Origin of the sequence: Pseudoalteromonas shioyasakiensis (assembly GCF_001550135.1) — a bacterium.
GTDB lineage: Bacteria > Pseudomonadota > Gammaproteobacteria > Enterobacterales > Alteromonadaceae > Pseudoalteromonas > Pseudoalteromonas shioyasakiensis.
Map to the genome: position 1 here is coordinate 284 of NZ_LRUE01000020.1, position 17,543 is coordinate 17,826.

Genomic DNA, 17,543 nt, shown 5'->3' on the forward strand with positions numbered 1-17,543 from the left:
GAGATCCGAATTGAGATCAACTGTTTTTTGAAGTTTTTATGAAAAAAATGACTGTTCGCGCAAATTACGAACGAAACGGGTAAAAATAGCACTAAAAAAGGCCCTAAAGGGCCTTTTAACGTTATTTTACTATGAGCTTCCAACCTACTTTTGCTTGTAGCTTGGACTCTAGTTGCAGTTCACTGGCCATTAATGGGTGATATTTTAACCAATCACCATCAAATGTCAGTGTGAGGGTGTTTTCATTAACACTGAGATCAATCGCTGGTAGTACATCATCTTGGCGACGCATTGATAAGATCACAGCGATCCGCACTACCCTTGTTAAGCATTCAGCGAGTACTTGATGACAGCCCAAGTGAGCAAAACTGTTTTTAACAAGATCAGCGCGATGCTCACAAGCAACAGCGGTAATTAGTTTATGCTCAGATTGCGAGAAACCTGGCATATCAGTGTTTTCTATAATGTAAGCTGTGTGCTTATGATAAAGCTTGTACTCTATTAGTAAGCCAATCTCGTGCAATTTTGCTACTGTTCTTAGCAATGCAATTGCATTTTCATCGATTGATTGCCATTGCCCCATCACGCTTTTTGCCAACTGCTCTGCAAGTTGCGCAACCCGACAAGCCTGTTTTTGATCTACATGATAGCGATTCATTAAACCATCAACTGTACGCTTGCGGATGTCGTGGTTATGAAGCTCTGGCACCATGCTATATAAAACACCTTCACGCAATGCACCGCGAGCAAGACCCATTTGTTTTATATCTAGAGATTCAAACAAGGCGATCAATATAGCGAGGCCAGAAACAAACACTAGACGACGCTCTTCACTCAAGCCTGGAAGCTCAAGATCAGCAATCGTTTCAAATTGCACTGATTGCTCTTTAATAGCGATAAGTTTATCAAGCGTTAAAAGCTCATCTTGGTTTTGTGCAACCATTATCTCTTGAATCGCTTGCACTGTGCCTGACGCACCGCTCGCAATTTGCCATCCGGTTGCTTGGTATTCATCGACAATTTCTGCAACCACTTCACTTGCCGCTTTAATTGCAGCAGCAAAGTTTTCGTTACTGAGCTTTTGATCTTTGAAGTAGCGTTCTAGGAAGGTAACACAGCCCATATGCAGGCTTTTATAATGAAGTGCATCAAAGCCCTGACCGATAACAACTTCGGTACTGGCTCCGCCAATATCGATAACCAGTTGTTTACCGCTGCAAGCTGAGGTGTGCGCCACGCCTTTATAGATTGTCTTAGCTTCTAGCTCACCGCTGATAACATTGATTTTATGACCAAGGATCTGTTCAGCTTTATGCTTGAATACATCAGCATTGCTAGCAAGACGTAAAGTTGCGGTCGCAACAATTGTGATGTTTTTCTGTGGTATGTCTTGCAGACGTTCAGCAAACAAGGCTAGGCATTCCCAACCTCGTTGCATGGCTTCAGTGCTAAGGACGTTGTTTTCATCAAGCCCTGCAGCAAGCCTTACTTTACGTTTGACTCGACCGATCGTTTGTAGACCGCCAGCAATCGATTTAGCGATCAGCATATGAAAGCTATTTGATCCTAAGTCGATTACTGCATACACATTTTTTTGCGGTTGAAGTTGCCCCACCGTTCAAAAACCTCTAGTTACTACTAAGTCTTCAACAACGGTCGTTTATTACGACCGTGATTTCTGGTAACTATTATTTGGTCGACGTCCGTTGTTATTACGATTACGTGGGCCTGTAGAATAGTTCCGCTTTTTCTGAATAGTAGGCTTAGTTAAATCATCAAGCAATGCACTTTTATCATAATGTGATAATGGAATGCTGTGTTCTATATATTGCTCAATTTCGTGGAGATTATAGGCATACTGTTCACAGGCAAAGCTAATAGCGTGTCCTGATGCACCAGCACGTCCGGTACGACCAATACGGTGTACATAGTCTTCACAATCATCTGGCAAATCAAAATTAAATACATGACTTACTTCTGGGATATGTAAACCACGAGCTGCAACGTCTGTTGCTACTAAAAAGTCTAAATCGCCTTTGGTAAATTGAGCCAAAATTGATTGACGCTTTTTCTGGTTTACATCACCGGTTAATAATCCAACTCGGTGACCATCGGCTTTCATCCATGCATAAACATTTTCACAACTGTGTTTCGTATTTGCAAACACAATCGCTTTATCTGGCCATTCTTCTTCAATTAAAGTTAACAGTAACTTAATTTTGTCATCTTGTGATGGATGGAATAGCTCTTCTTGAATACGCTTACCTGTTTTTACATCAGGTTCAACTTGTACGTGCTCTGGGTTAGTCATATGTTCAAACGCTAATTCCTGCACACGATATGACAAGGTCGCAGAAAATAATAGGTTTAGTCGCTCAGAGGTTTCTGGCATACGTCTAAACATATAACGAATATCTTTTATAAAGCCTAAATCGAACATACGATCTGCTTCATCAAGTACTACAACCTCGATTTCATTGAGGGTATAACAGCCCTGTTTATATAAATCGATTAGGCGTCCAGTAGTACCAATTAAAATATCAACGCCTTTTTCTAGTTGTGCACGTTGTTTTTCGTAATCTTCGCCACCATATACTAATCCTAAGTTAAGATTACAGTGTGGCGCTAAAATTTTTGCATCTTTGTGTATCTGAATCGCCAGCTCCCTTGTTGGGGCCATGATCAGGGCTCTTGGATGTTTACTAGATGCTTTGCTAGATTGTAATAACCGATGGCACGTGGCAGTTAAAAACGCCAACGTTTTGCCCGTACCTGTTTGCGCTTGGCCCGCAATATCGCGGCCTTCACAAATAAAAGGTAGGCATTTAGCTTGAATGGGTGTGCAATATTCAAACCCATTTTCGGTTAAACCGGCAACCACTTCCGGTGCGATAGCAAAGTCTGAAAACTTTTTATCGGTCAAATGTGTCTTAGTCATAGCGTTTAAGCATAACGTTTAAACTTGCAATAAGAAACAAGAGTGTTTAAATACGCATTAAATATTTCGCCTAACTAATCGGAGATCGCAATGAGCGAGAAAATTATTCAATTAACTGACGATAGCTTTGAAGCTGACGTACTACAATCAGACAAACCTGTACTTGTTGATTTTTGGGCTGAATGGTGCGGACCTTGTAAAATGATCGCCCCTATTCTTGACGAAGTAGCTGGCGAGTTTGATGGCCGAGTTACCGTTGGTAAACTTAACATCGACCAAAATGCAGGCACACCACCAAAGTTTGGTATCCGTGGTATCCCTACATTACTTCTTTTCAAAGATGGTCAAGTTGCAGCAACTAAAGTTGGGGCACTTTCTAAAACTCAATTAGTAGAGTTTTTAGAAAACAACATCTAATGAAAATATAAAAAGGGCTTTTTGCCCTTTTTTTAGCTTTATTTTGTTTAAAGACTGGACGCCTTGCTAGTGACCTGCTAGTTTATAAAGCCAACTAATCCTTAGTTATACCAACAAACCTCACTCATGTATCAAACGATGATTTTGAGTATGACAATTGTAATAAAGAACCCACCAATATGCATTTACGCGAATTAAAAGACAAGTCTATCAAAGAGCTTGTAAACTTAGCTGAGTCCATGGGGCTCGAAAACGTAGCCCGTTTAAGAAAACAAGACATTATTTTCGCCATCCTTAAAGCGCACGCTAAAAGCGGTGAAAACATCTATGGCGGCGGTGTACTAGAGATCTTACAAGATGGTTTTGGTTTCTTAAGATCATCAGAAGCATCTTACTTAGCCGGTCCAGATGATATTTATGTATCACCGAGTCAAATCCGTCGATTCAGCATGCGTACTGGTGACTCAATTTCAGGCCTTATTCGTCCACCTAAAGACGGTGAACGTTACTTCGCACTATTAAAAGTAAATGAAGTAAACTTCGACAAACCTGAAAATTCTCGCACAAAAATCCTATTTGAAAACCTTACCCCACTACACGCAAACGAACGTTTACGTATGGAGCGTGGTAACGGTAGTACTGAAGACATCACAGCACGTGTACTTGATTTAGCTTCACCAATTGGTAAAGGCCAGCGTGCGCTTATCGTTGCTCCGCCAAAAGCGGGTAAAACGATGCTACTGCAAAACATTGCGCAATCAATCAGCTATAACCAGCCTGATTGTGAGCTTATGGTTCTTCTAATCGACGAACGTCCAGAAGAAGTTACAGAAATGCAGCGCCTTGTTAAAGGTGAAGTAATTGCATCAACGTTTGATGAGCCGGCAAGCCGTCACGTTCAAGTTGCTGAAATGGTAATTGAAAAAGCGAAGCGCCTAGTTGAGCACAAAAAAGACGTGGTTATCTTACTTGATTCAATCACACGTCTTGCCCGTGCCTACAATACCGTAATCCCATCATCAGGTAAGGTATTAACCGGTGGTGTTGATGCAAACGCATTACATAAACCTAAGCGTTTCTTTGGTGCAGCTCGTAACGTAGAAGAAGGCGGTAGCTTAACAATTATCGCAACGGCTCTTATCGATACTGGTTCGAAGATGGACGAAGTTATCTACGAAGAGTTCAAAGGTACTGGTAACATGGAATTACACTTAAATCGTAAGATTGCTGAAAAGCGTGTATTCCCAGCGATTGATTTTAACCGCTCAGGTACGCGTCGCGAAGAGTTACTCACTAAACCTGATGAACTTCAGAAGATGTGGATCTTACGTAAGATCGTTCATGAGATGTCAGAAATTGATGCCATGGAATTCTTAATTGATAAGCTTTCAATGAGCAAAACCAATGATGAATTCTTTGACTCAATGAAACGTCAGTAACTATTACTAGTTTTTAAAAAATGCCTGTTTAATACAGGCATTTTTTTTGCGTAAAACTAAGGACATAACACCTTAAAAGTTATACTTTTACAGAATAAGTTTATTGGTAATAAATAGAAATTTGTTCTATACATTATAGGATTAAAAGGTAAGGACTCCCCTCAATGACTCGCATTAAAGTAGCTGTAGCTCTATTCTTAGTAAGCTTACTTAGTTGTATTGCTAGTTTTACTGTATTTGATATTTCTACTACTGCTATGGCTGTGCTTACACTTGTTGTAATCATTCCATGGCTAGCTTTGATTGCTTTTGTTTATACAACGGATAAAAAGCAACAAGATCATTTAAGCTACTTTGTTAAGCAGATTACTTCTGAAAAGGGCATCGATTTCACTTTCCGTTTTGACGAAAATGATCGTCAATTACCACAAGCTTGTCATGCCCTCAATGCAAGCCTGACGATGGTTGAGCACATGCTTGGCGAAATATACTCGTCATCTGCCCGCTTATTACCTATGGCTGACGCACTTCGTGATACCTATGCATCGATGACTCAAAAAGCCACCATACAAGATGCTCATGGTATTGATTTAGCAGATACCATTACCCGCACCATTGAAGTATCGAAAGAGCTAGATAGAAGTTTAGAACAAATTTTTAATTCAGTATCTGATGCCACCAAATCAGTACAACAAACCCGTTTAGACACAGATAAAAGCCAGGCGAGTCTTATCAAGCTTGCCGATAATATTAACCTGACGAGTGAGCAGATTATTTTACTTAAGCAAGATAGTGATGCGATTGGCTCAGTTATTGATGTTATCAATAGTATTGCCGAACAAACTAATTTACTTGCGCTAAATGCTGCTATTGAAGCTGCGCGTGCTGGCGAGCAAGGGCGTGGCTTTGCGGTAGTCGCTGATGAAGTAAGAAACCTGGCTGCCCGCACCAGTAAATCAACACAAGAAGTGCGTGAGATGGTAGCTAAAATTCAGCACAGTACAGAGCAAGCATATCAATTAATGCAAACCGCACTGAAAGAAACCGAGCGCACGGTTGAGCTATCTGAGGCATCAACTAAAGAAACCAATAAAATTGAACAAGCGATGCTAGAAATTAATGCGTTTTCTGAGAGTGTTCATGAGCAGGTGGCGATGCAAAGCCAAATGTCAGATGAAGCACAAACCAGTATTGATGCAATGGTTGAGCTCAATTCCGATGCACTTTCAAGTTCACAAATACAAGCTGTATCGAGTAAAGACTTGGTTCGCCTTGCCCATACCTTAGACGATAAGCTTTCGATGTTTCATATTACACCACCAGAAACCGATCACGAACAGCGCATCGATCGCTCACGCTTCGATACCAATCAAGAAATTGAAAAAATTCAAGACGGTGATATTGAACTGTTTTGATCAACCGAAGCATTATGTAGTTGCTCAAGTAGTTGAGCAACTAAGCTTGTTAAATCAGTCAGTTTATCTTGCTTTAACGCCGACTCAAGTGCCATGGCACTCATCGCAACGTCATCTAACTCAAACATTTTAGCCGCGCCACCTATACGGTGAGCATCCTGCTGTAAATTAAACAATTCATAAGCTGCAAGGTGCTGTTGTATTAATGCGCTTTCATGCTCAAAGCTATTGATAAAGCTTGCCACTAAGTCACTCATATCATGCTGGGACTTAGTTGTGGCACTGTCTTTTTTGCAATGCTTAGCAAGTTGCGTGTAAAACACTTTTTTATCAATCGGTTTAGCAAGGTAACCTGTAAAACCAGCTTCAAGGTAACTGTCGATTTCGTGGCTAATTGCATTGGCAGTTAATGCATATACAGGCTGGGTAAAGCCACACTCTTGTAGTAGCTTGAGTGCATTTAAGCCATCTAACACTGGCATTTGAATATCGAGCAGCACCACATCAGGGAATTCCTTTAGACAATGCTCTACAGCTTGCTCACCATTTTCTACCGCAATAACCTCAAGGCCCATTGACTCTAAATAACGAGAAATTAAACGGCGGTTATCGGGATGATCTTCAGCAAGTAGCACTTTTCCAGACAAGCCTTTTGTTGCTGGCTGGACATACTTTGCAAGCTCAACTGTTTCCGTGCTTGGTGTATGCTCTTTACACGGCAAGTAAAACGAAAATATGCTGCCTTTATTTAGCTCACTTTCAACACTGATATAGCCGCCCATCATCATCGCAAGCTGTTGCGATAGGCTTAAACCAAGCCCGGTGCCCCCAAAGCGACGGCTGATGCTATTGTCGCCTTGTCTAAAACATTCAAAGATTTGCTTAAGCTGCTCAGCGTTCATACCAATACCGGTGTCAGTTACACGAAACCATACGCCTTGCTCAACTTTATAGACTTTTAACTCTACTTCACCTTGATTAGTGAACTTAATTGCATTGGCACATAGGTTGATAAGAATCTGTTTAATGCGGGTAAAGTCGAGCTGACTGTAAAACTGTTCGCCAAGCTCATTATGAAATGAAAAGTTAAGCCCTTTATCTTTAGCTTGACCACTAAGCATAGAATGAACATCAGTAAGTAATCGAACTAAATCACCTTCCTTTAGGCTTAACTCTAGCTTGTTAGCTTCGATTTTACTGATATCAAGTACGTCATTAATCAGCTCTTTTAAGTGATCGCTTTGTTTTTGAATAACAGCCAGCTCATCGTTTAACTGCTCTGGTTTATAATAACCATTCATAAGATTATCGGTTTGGCCTAGGATTGCAGTTAAAGGTGTACGAATTTCATGGCTAATATTTGCTAAAAACTGACTTTTAATTTCATTAGCGCTGCGTAGTTGATCTGCGGTTTCTTCAAGCTCTTTGGTGCGTTTAGCAACCATTAACGAAAGTTGCTCTTTTGCCCCTTTTTCAATATTACGGCGATAAATAGTAATACCCGTCACCACTATCATCACAAACAAGATAAATAGCATAATGCCCAACTGACGTTGTTTAGACATTTCGAGCTCTTGCACATTCTGTAGCTGCTTTAATTCAACAATTTCTTGATTAAGCTGACTTGCTTGGATTTGGCTTTGCAGCTCACCCATAGACTTTAATAATTTTAGGCTTTGCTCGCTTTTGAAAGCGCGAACAAACTCATCAAAACTAGCAACGGCTGCTGCATAGTCACCCTTACCTGACTTAATTAGGGCCATCATTCCGGCGCCGTCTTGTACTCTCAAATCATCTTTATATTGTTTAGCCATAAAAACTGAGGTAGTCAGAGTGGCCTCAGCTTCAGTGAGCTTTCCTTGTAATAACTCGATTTTTGCTTGTGACAATAAGCCAGCCAGCTCTAATGTTTTATTATCAATTTTTTTTGCAAACTCAACTGCTTTTTCTGCATGACTTAAGGCAAGCTCTAAATCACCGGTGCGAAGATACACATTAGCGATATTAGTGTGGCGTGAAGAGAGAAAGTAAGCGTTATTCGTTTCTTGGTAGTAGCGCAAGGCACGCTGATAGTAGTGTAAAGAAAGTTGATACTGGCCAAGCTCTGAGTAAGCCACTCCCATATTGCCATACGACTGAGCGACGCCATCTTCATCACCTAATTTTTGGAAAATCTCTAGCGTTTCTCTATACATATCAAGCGCAATATCATAGCTCGACAAACGAATATAAATACCCGCTATATTGTGTAAAATATCGGCTTTATCTTGCTCGCTACCATACTCTTCATATATTTCTTTCGCTTCTTTGTAATATTTAAGTGCTTGATCCATATTGAACATGTCAAAGTAAGCAAGGCCAATATTACTGAGTAGGTTTGCTTCGGCAATTGGCTCTGGTAGTTTTTCTGCAACACTTAATGCCTTGCTATAAGCAAGCACCGCTTGTTGCATCAAGCCTTGATAATAATAAGTGACGCCTTGCATTTTTAGGCTACGAAAGTAGCGATTTGGCGTTGCTGTAAAACTAGTTGCTTGCTCTGCCAATTGGTAGTTTTTTACCGCCGCAGAGAAATTACCTTTATCTAAAGCAAAGTCGGCAAGCTGCATGTATATATCGAGGCTTAGTTCTTGATTTGTCGTACTTTGATTAAGCAGCTTTTTGGCAAGCTGTTGCTTTTCTTGCCATTGCTCGGATTGACTAAATTGCTCAAGTAGCGAAGTGGATGCAAAGCTAGACTGCGAACCAAACAAACTACAGCTGAACAATAAAGCAGTGAGCAAGCTTACACGCAGTGATGTGAACATATGGCGAAATCCCTTAAAATCAACTTAGCCTGAAAATGAAGTTATTTAAGCTCGGCTAAATGCATTCCCTAGTATCTAAAAACATTAGCGTAGTTTCAAAAAAGCAGCTGTGATAGCGTATACCACTGTAGATTACACTAAAGATAGGCTTGCGAACAATGGTTAACCCACTGATTGATGAGATTTTTTACCTTCTTTTGGAACAGCCTATTTGGAAGGTTCATACGCTTGCCAGCGCACTTAGTGAATCAGGAAAAATAGAGCAATTAGACAATGACCCACAAAAAGATCTGTTTAAACGCAACTTTTTAGTTATGAATGGTCTTTATCAACTACAAGCACAACTTGCACCTGAGCAACATCTACAGATTGCGTCACTTCACATTGAACTTGTTAGTAAGCAAACGGGTAACGCATTAGAAAGTCATGATCCACTACGGGATTACTATTTAGATTGGCAAAACTTTGATACAACGAGCGATGAAATAGATGCGTTGTTAACTGATTTTTGGCAGCGTTTTTCGTCATTTAGCCCAAACAAGGGCATTCACTCATTACCTCAGCAGCAGCTATTAGAATTACAACAGGCGTGGCAGCTACCTACTGATTTTTCGGAAAAACAGTTACAAAAGCGTTGGCGACAACTGGCGCTAAAGCACCACCCAGACCGCCAAGGCTGTGCAATTGAGTTTAAGAAAATACAACTCGAATATGAGCAACTTAAAGCAAGCTGCTCATAACTCAACAATTTATCTGCTCAAACGTCGCGCACGGATCTTGCGCTTTTTAATATTACCTTCAGTCAATTTACGTAATGCAGGTTTTGCAGCAGCTCGCTCCACAGCAATAAAGGCCACATTATCAAGTACGTTAATTTTACCTACCTGATGACCGGCAATTCCCTCTTTACCAGTTAATGCTCCTAAAATATCACCGGCACGAATTTTTTGCTTCTTGCCAGCATCAATCATAATGGTTGCCATGGTTGGCTTATAAGCGGGTTTTTCTAGCAAGCTAAATGGCGGAATTGGTTCAGGGTCAAAGTCGCGCTCGTAGTGGTCGCCAATTTGTGCCACTTTAAATTGCTCAGCTTCACCATAAATAGAACATGCAATACCCTTTTTACCTGCTCGACCAGTACGGCCAACACGGTGTACATGGGTTTGAGGGTCATGCGCTAGATGGTAGTTCACTACCATGTCCATGTCGTTGATATCTAAGCCGCGTGCGGCAACATCCGTTGCAACAAGAATACAGGCGCTTTTATTAGCAAAGCGGATTAAAGTACGCTCACGTTCACGTTGGTCTAAATCACCATGTAAAGCAACAGCACTAAACCCTTCAGCATAAAGATCATCACAAATCTGTTGTGTTTCAACCTTGGTGTTACAAAAAACCACACAGCTTTCTGGTTGGAACTTCAATAACAACAGCTTCAATGTATTAAAGCGCTGTTTATTATTATCTAGCTTGTAAAAGTATTGCTTGATTGTGCTTTTTGTTTGCTCTTCTTCTACCTTAATCATTTCTGGGTTGCTAAGCACTCGCTCAGCTATCGCAGCAATTGATTTTGGATAAGTCGCACTAAACAATAATGTTTGGCGTTGGTTAGGAATGCACTCAACAATAGCATCAAGGGTATCTTGGAAGCCCATATCTAACATTTGATCAGCTTCGTCTAACACTAGGGTCTCAACATCATCTAAACGCAATGTGCCTTTGCGAATATGGTCATCAACACGACCAGGAGTACCAACGATGATATGTGCGCCATGTTCTAATGAGCCAATTTGTGGACCAATAGAGACACCACCACACAAAGTTAAAACTTTAATGTTATGAATACCACGGGCAAGCTTACGAACTTCTTCAGCTACTTGCTCTGCTAACTCTCGGGTTGGACATAAAATGAGAGACTGAATACGAAAGCGTTTCACATTTAACTTAGCCAGCACACCTAAACTAAATGCAGCCGTTTTACCCGACCCCGTTTTGGCTTGGGCAATAATATCTTTGCCTTGCAAGATCACTGGCAAACTTTGCGCTTGCACTGGCGTCATTTGCGTATAACCTAAAGTTGATAAGTTATCGGTTAACTCTCGCGGCAAAGCCAAAGATGAAAAAGCAGTAGCAGTCACAGTAATATTCCAAACTTGATAATTGAGGGACATCCTCGAAGATGCTGTGGATCATAGCAGAGAATGTGCTGTTTCTCTAAACGAAAACACTGTTCAGCATATTTAATTCATATTTGCTTACAGTTTGCTGCTTTCTAACTCTCTGCATTTGTTCTAGTTTATTGATAGCAACCTTCAGGAAGAAACTATGCTTCTATTTAATACTGCTGCAGCTGATGTTTTCTATAAAAAACAAAAAACGTGCCCTCACTGTCATAGTGAACATTATTCTTTAAGCAATCACAGTAAAGTTTTGCGCTTTACTATTTTGCCCATCATGCCACTTTCTATTAATTATCAAAGACAATGTGATGACTGTGGCTATGTTACTCCTGCACCTTGGTATTCATTGCCCGCCTTAGAGTTAGCGTCGTTTATAAAATACTTTATTGGTCTATTCATTATCGTTTACCTATTAATAAATGCATTAATCGGTGCGAATGAACAAACTGAAAATGAGCAAAATTACTTAAACGAGCCAAAGTTATTTGATACCTATTTTGTCTATTCAGATAAGTTTACTGGCAAACCAAAACGTATTAACAACTTAAAAGTAGCTCAGCTCGTTGAATTTGATGACAAGAACATGACTTTTAGAGTTGCTAACTACACTTACAAGTACAATAAAGACATCGAGATTGCGATGCGTACCAGCATGCTAGTTCAAGATGATTACTTTTCTAGTAAAACCCTGACTTTCAGTAAGTCACAAATAAAGCAGCTTTATGATGAAGGCAGCATTTATAAAATTATGCGACCTGAGCTTTATAGTTTATTTGGTGGTTTTGTTATGCACCCGCCTAGACCTAAGCCTTTATATACGGGCGTTAAGCTCGATAAACATAATCAGGAAGGGATTACTTACTTCAAAGATGGCCTATACGAGGAAGCGTTGAAAAGTTTTACGCTGTCTGCGGAAGATGGTTATGCATGGGGGCAATTAAACTTGGGTCAGATGTATCGTGATGGTCAAGGGACAGAAGTGAATAACGAAAAAGCAGCTTACTGGCTCAACAAAGCTACCTTACAAGGGAATCCTAAAGCAAAGATTGAGCTCGCAGAGCTATGCTTGAGTTACGATTGTAGTAAATTGAATACTCAATAATCTATTACCCATAAATATCACACATACGAAACCAGCCTAATTATATGGTTCTCACTATTTACTTTGAATTTGTTATGTTATAACATCTTTGTAGTGGCGTAGTATTTATACTCTTTTAAAGCCGAGTTACTCTCCCTGCTCTGCTTTTGAGATTACGCAGCCTGATGAAAGAATCATCTTTTGAGTTTGTATAACTTGAAGGAAGACCTTGCACACTAGCACGCTTACGTTCCCGTGCTAAATCCTTGCCGGCGAGCTTGCTCGCCGGCACTTTTCTTTTAAAGCTTTAAATGTTCATCTAAGAAAGCCAATACTTTTTTATAGTAAAGAGTACGGTGCTCTTCTTTATAAAAACCGTGGCCTTCATCATCTAGAATAGTGATTTCATATGGGTGCTTAGCTTTTTTCAACGCTGCTTCTAATGATTCTGCTTGCTCAATTGGCGCACGCTCGTCTTCACCACCATGCACAATAAGAACAGGTGCTTTTAGCTTATCGACATTATAAGCAGGCGAGAATGCTTTTAACTCGGCTTCATCAGTACCAATCACTGTTTTAAGGTAATTAACACCATAGCTTCGGGCTTGCGTATCACCTTCTTCATACATAAGAGGCAAGTCGTAAACCCCCATCAGGCCTATTGCACATTTGAACATATCCGGCTCGATAATCGCGCTTTGTAGTGCAGAGTAACCACCGAAGCTGGCTCCCATAATACAAATATTATCTTTATCAACTGTGCCGTCATTAATTAATAGTTTCACACCATCAATAATGTCGTGTTGAATATTTTGTCCCCACTGGCGATAGCCTGCTTCTTGGAAGTTCATACCAAACCCGTCCGAGCCTCGAAAGTTAACCTTTAATACCGCCATACCTTTATTGGCTAACATTTGTACTTCTGGATCATAGCCCCAGTAATCACGTGCAATTGGACCACCATGTGGCATAACAACCAAAGGTAAGTTTTTCTCAGCTTTGCCATTTGGCACAGTTAAATAAGCAAGAATTGTTAAACCATCGCGGCTTTTAAAACGCAGTGGTGTGGTTTGCGCCATATCATTTTGGTTTATCCAGCCACGCGCAGAGAATAGCGCTCGTAATTTATTGGTATTTGCGTCATATAGATAATATTGCCCAGGGTTTATATCGCTCGATGCGAAAATAATATTTTTTGAATCATCTTCTGTACTGCTGACTAGCTGTACTTGACTGCCTGGCAGTGCGCCCAATAAATCTTTAAGACGCTGTGATTTAGGCGAATTGCTATCAACAAACGCATAGCTTGGGTAATCAGCCTGGGTTTCTATGGCAAATAACTCTTTAGAGATTTCATCAACCCAAATATGTGACGGTGAAACATGCTTATCTTGGAAGATTTTCGTTACTTCTTTGGTTTTTAGGTTAATCTTAATAAGGCTCTCAGCTTCTCCACCCTTTGATGCAGTGGCATATACAGACTCGCCAGATTTATCAAATGCCTTTAATGAAATATCGGTGTAATTAATACCTTTTAGATCGAGCTCTTTCCAAAAACCGCCTTCGGGCTCTCGTACATGAAGTGTCGCATTGAGGTAATCGTCACTTGATACAGCGATACGAACGTTACCATCATGGTCCGTTAGAAATTCACCCATAGGTGCTGGTGAACGAGTAATTAAAGTACGAAGGCCGCGATAAACATCGACTTCATATACAACGGTAGTTGGTTCATTGGTTGCAGTCCACGGGTATGTGACAACCAAAACTTTTTTATCATCATGAAGTAAGGGATCTAAAAGGTATGACGTTCCTTGAACTGGTGTTTGTTTTTTTAACCGAGTACCAGTTTGCTGTTCACCATGATAACCAATTACGTATGCGCCACGGCTACCATCGACGTTCACGGCAAATAACTCACCATAATAAATAGGGGTATCTTGCCAACCTTTTAAATACTCTTTTTCAAGAATAACTCGTTCATTGTTAACCCAATGGTATTCGCCAACCTGTGCATTACCCGGAAAAGCAACCGCATGGGTTACTGCAAACTTGGTTGTATCAACAATGATGAGTGAATTTTTACCTTCGTGTTTTTTTATAGCTGCGACGTAGTTGCCATCAGGGGAGATAGTTACACGACTAAAGTCATTACCTTTACTAAAGTCTTCTACTGATAATTTTGCAGGTTTAGCGAAGCTGGTAAATGATAGCGTAAATAACGCTAGTCCCAGCACAAAAGTGAGATATCGAGACATGATTAACTCCATTTAACGATTTAATTGTTATTTTTAGCTGAGCAATAATAAAGCAAAGACCCTATATTTGCTACAAAAATTTAACAAAACAACCCAATAATGGATGCTATTTAGCGACGAATTTTGTGCCAAAGTTCAACCACTAACACAACGATAACCCCGGCAACAACGCCTAATAAACCATCAAATATAATCGGCGTAGCCAGCTCACCCGTTTTACCAACTAAATCCGTAACAAACTCAGTGCTACCTTGCTGGGCGTGATGTAAAACGGGGATCCCATGTACCAATATGCCTCCGCCAACTAAAAACATAGCAACCGTTCCTGCAAAGGCTAAAAAGCGCATTAACTTAGGTGCTGCAGCAAGTAAAAACTTACCTACTAGCTCTTTAAACTTACCGCCACTTTGCTGCGCTTTTTGCAGTAAATACAAACCAGCATCATCTAGTTTAACAATGCCTGCAACTAACCCATACACGCCAATGGTCATAATAATTGCTATTACACTAAGCACTAAAGCTTGATTCACCAGTGTTGCGCCAGCAACCGTGCCTAGCGTTATCACGATAATTTCTGCAGAAAGGATAAAATCAGTGCGGATCGCCCCTTTCACTTTTTGCTTTTCGTATTCTTGTAAGTCTTGTTGTTCAGCCAGTGTTTCATCTTCTTGTTGAGCATGACCAAACAGCTTTTCGATAATTTTCTCTGCACCTTCAAAGCACAAAAACAGCCCGCCAACCATTAACAGCGGAGTAATTAACCAAGGCAACCAAACACTAATCAATAACGCTGCGGGCACTAAGATGGCTTTGTTAATAAACGAGCCTTTTGCCACAGCCCAAACTACAGGCAACTCTCTATCGGCAGTTACCCCTGTGACTTGCTGAGCATTAAGAGCTAGGTCATCACCTAACACCCCTGCTGTTTTTTTTGTTGCGACTTTACTCATCGTCGCAATATCGTCTAAAAGTGTTGTAATATCATCAAGTAAGGTTAGTAAATTAGTGCCTGCCATGGTGGTTCCTTGCCCATTAAATACACTATCAACATAACTTATCCTGCCATTTTCACCAACGGTTAATTTTTCTTTGTTAGGCTTATAGCTCATTCAAAAATAGAGGTGTTTCTATGATTAAACCACTTCTCTCAGGGCTCGCTTTAGTTACCTTGTGCGCGTGTGCTGAGCAAAGTGCACCAAGCAATTATCTGTGCGATGAAACCCTTAGCGCCAGTATTGTTGAATACAGTGATGAGGAAGCAAGACTGACATTTAAGGACTCTGAATTTTTACTCAATCGCCAAGTAAGCGGCTCAGGGGTTAAATACAGTGCCGATAATGTGCTGTTTTGGTCTAAAGGCGATGAAGCCATGCTGATTTTAAAAGGTAAAAAGTACCAATGTAGCTTAACTCAGTAATAGCAAAAGCTTTGCTCGCTAAATTAGCTTAATCAGTGGTTTTGAGTATAATAGCGACAGTTTATTCAGCGTTTAAGCGGCTATAATGAAATACAAAGATCTTCGCGAATTTATCGAGTTATTAGAACAAAAAGGTGAATTAAAACGGATCAAACAAGAAATTGATCCTTACCTTGAAATGACCGAAATTGCCGACCGTACTTTACGTGCCGAAGGCCCAGCTCTGTTATTCGAAAACCCTAAAGGCCACACTATTCCCGTTCTTGCCAACCTTTTTGGTACGCCTAAGCGTGTTGCAATGGGCATGGGGCAAGATGATGTTAGTGAACTGCGCGAAGTTGGTAAGTTATTAGCTTTTCTAAAAGAGCCTGAGCCACCGAAAGGCATTAAAGAGGCACTAGGGCAAATCCCAGTATTCAAACAAGTACTGAATATGCCAGCTAAAGAAGTAAAAAAAGCGCCTTGTCAGCAAGTTATTCTTGAAGGCGATGATGTTGACTTAACTAAGCTGCCTATTCAACATTGCTGGCCGGGTGATGCTGCTCCCTTGATCACATGGGGTCTAACGGTTACTAAAGGGCCTTATAAAAAGCGCCAAAACTTAGGCATTTACCGTCAGCAGCTATTGGGTAAAAACAAAATTATTATGCGTTGGCTATCGCACCGCGGTGGCGCATTAGATTTTCGTGAATGGTGTAAAGAGCACCCAGGCGAACCTTACCCTGTGTCTGTCGCATTAGGTGCCGATCCTGCGACTATCCTAGGCGCTGTAACACCAGTACCAGACACCCTAAGCGAATATGCATTTGCTGGTTTACTACGCGGTAGTAAGACTGAAGTTGTTAAATCGGTTTCAAATGACCTACAAGTGCCTGCTACCGCAGAGTTCGTACTTGAAGGTTATATTATGCCGGGTGAAACAGCACCAGAAGGCCCTTATGGCGATCACACAGGTTACTATAACGAAGTAGACGAGTTCCCGGTGATGACGGTCACTCACATTACACATCGTGAAAACCCAATTTATCACAGCACTTACACAGGCCGTCCACCAGATGAGCCAGCAGTACTCGGGGTTGCTTTGAACGAAGTGTTCGTGCCAATTCTGCAAAAGCAATTCCCTGAAATTGTAGATTTTTACCTACCACCTGAAGGCTGTTCTTATCGTATGGCTGTGGTCACGATGAAAAAACAATATCCAGGTCATGCCAAACGCGTGATGATGGGGGTGTGGTCTTTCTTACGTCAATTCATGTATACCAAGTTCGTAATTGTTTGCGATGATGATGTAAACGCACGCGATTGGAACGACGTGATCTGGGCAATTACCACGCGTATGGACCCTGCTCGCGATACGACGATGATCGAAAACACGCCAATTGATTATTTAGATTTTGCATCACCAGTTTCTGGCCTTGGCTCAAAAATGGGCATGGATGCAACCAATAAATGGCCAGGCGAAACAGATCGTGAATGGGGTGAACCCATTGTTATGGATCCAAAAATCAAAGAACGTGTTGATGAATTATGGGGCAGCTTAGATATTCTCTAGGCTGTGTCTATGTTAAACTGCTCAAAATTTAACGGTTAT

Annotated in this window: 13 protein-coding genes; 7 read left to right on the forward strand and 6 right to left on the reverse strand. The window is 40.8% G+C overall.

Features of this window, described 5'->3' with window-relative positions:
* Positions 1-121: 121 nt before the first annotated feature.
* Positions 122-1,615 carry a guanosine-5'-triphosphate,3'-diphosphate diphosphatase gene (gene gppA, locus PASHI_RS15280; RefSeq protein WP_062566225.1) on the reverse strand — a complete coding sequence of 498 codons (1,494 nt, stop codon included), beginning with the start codon at positions 1,613-1,615 and terminating at the stop codon, positions 122-124.
* A 48-nt stretch (positions 1,616-1,663) separates the two neighbouring features.
* Positions 1,664-2,938 carry an ATP-dependent RNA helicase RhlB gene (gene rhlB / locus PASHI_RS15285; RefSeq protein ID WP_054554680.1) on the reverse strand — a complete coding sequence of 425 codons (1,275 nt, stop codon included), beginning with the start codon at positions 2,936-2,938 and terminating at the stop codon, positions 1,664-1,666.
* A gap of 90 nt (positions 2,939-3,028) precedes the next feature.
* Between rhlB and trxA the strand changes: the two genes are divergently transcribed.
* From trxA to PASHI_RS15300, 3 genes are all read left to right on the forward strand, one after another.
* Positions 3,029-3,355: a thioredoxin TrxA gene (gene trxA / locus PASHI_RS15290; protein WP_054554679.1), complete on the forward strand. Its 327-nt coding sequence runs from the start codon at positions 3,029-3,031 to the stop codon at positions 3,353-3,355.
* A 179-nt stretch (positions 3,356-3,534) separates the two neighbouring features.
* Positions 3,535-4,794, forward strand: a complete 1,260-nt coding sequence (gene rho / locus PASHI_RS15295) for a transcription termination factor Rho (protein ID WP_062566226.1) — start codon at positions 3,535-3,537, stop codon at positions 4,792-4,794.
* A gap of 164 nt (positions 4,795-4,958) precedes the next feature.
* Positions 4,959-6,209 carry a methyl-accepting chemotaxis protein gene (locus PASHI_RS15300; protein WP_062566227.1) on the forward strand — a complete coding sequence of 417 codons (1,251 nt, stop codon included), beginning with the start codon at positions 4,959-4,961 and terminating at the stop codon, positions 6,207-6,209.
* Here the strand turns inward: PASHI_RS15300 and PASHI_RS15305 are convergent.
* On the reverse strand, positions 6,182-9,016 hold the full coding sequence (locus PASHI_RS15305; RefSeq protein ID WP_082710957.1) for a tetratricopeptide repeat protein: 2,835 nt from the start codon (positions 9,014-9,016) through the stop codon (positions 6,182-6,184). The genes PASHI_RS15300 and PASHI_RS15305 overlap by 28 nt on opposite strands.
* A 158-nt stretch (positions 9,017-9,174) precedes the next feature.
* On the opposite strand from PASHI_RS15305, the gene PASHI_RS15310 reads away from it, so the two are divergent.
* The gene (locus PASHI_RS15310) at positions 9,175-9,756 is read left to right on the forward strand and encodes a DNA-J related domain-containing protein (RefSeq protein WP_062566228.1); all 582 of its coding nucleotides are present in this window, start codon (positions 9,175-9,177) and stop codon (positions 9,754-9,756) included.
* A 9-nt stretch (positions 9,757-9,765) separates the two neighbouring features.
* Here PASHI_RS15310 and dbpA read toward each other — a convergent pair whose 3' ends face one another.
* Positions 9,766-11,154 (reverse strand): ATP-dependent RNA helicase DbpA, encoded by a 1,389-nt coding sequence (gene dbpA, locus PASHI_RS15315; protein WP_055199234.1) that lies wholly within the window; start codon positions 11,152-11,154, stop codon positions 9,766-9,768.
* A gap of 187 nt (positions 11,155-11,341) precedes the next feature.
* Between dbpA and PASHI_RS15320 the strand changes: the two genes are divergently transcribed.
* Positions 11,342-12,298 (forward strand): tetratricopeptide repeat protein, encoded by a 957-nt coding sequence (locus tag PASHI_RS15320; protein ID WP_062566229.1) that lies wholly within the window; start codon positions 11,342-11,344, stop codon positions 12,296-12,298.
* A gap of 278 nt (positions 12,299-12,576) precedes the next feature.
* On the opposite strand, the gene PASHI_RS15325 is transcribed toward PASHI_RS15320, so the two are convergent.
* Together PASHI_RS15325 and PASHI_RS15330 are read right to left on the reverse strand one after the other, a co-directional pair.
* A complete protein-coding gene (locus PASHI_RS15325) occupies positions 12,577-14,535 on the reverse strand; it encodes an alpha/beta hydrolase family protein (RefSeq protein WP_062566230.1) in 1,959 nt (652 codons plus the stop codon).
* A 110-nt stretch (positions 14,536-14,645) separates the two neighbouring features.
* Positions 14,646-15,551 (reverse strand): DUF808 domain-containing protein, encoded by a 906-nt coding sequence (locus PASHI_RS15330; protein ID WP_062566280.1) that lies wholly within the window; start codon positions 15,549-15,551, stop codon positions 14,646-14,648.
* 113 nt (positions 15,552-15,664) lie between these two features.
* Here PASHI_RS15330 and PASHI_RS15335 point away from each other — a divergent pair, with 113 nt between their 5' ends.
* Positions 15,665-15,952: an MliC family protein gene (locus tag PASHI_RS15335; RefSeq protein WP_062566231.1), complete on the forward strand. Its 288-nt coding sequence runs from the start codon at positions 15,665-15,667 to the stop codon at positions 15,950-15,952.
* 85 nt (positions 15,953-16,037) lie between these two features.
* Complete coding sequence (ubiD, locus tag PASHI_RS15340) at positions 16,038-17,504, forward strand: 4-hydroxy-3-polyprenylbenzoate decarboxylase (RefSeq protein WP_062566232.1); 1,467 nt, start codon at positions 16,038-16,040, stop codon at positions 17,502-17,504.
* Positions 17,505-17,543 lie beyond the last annotated feature (39 nt).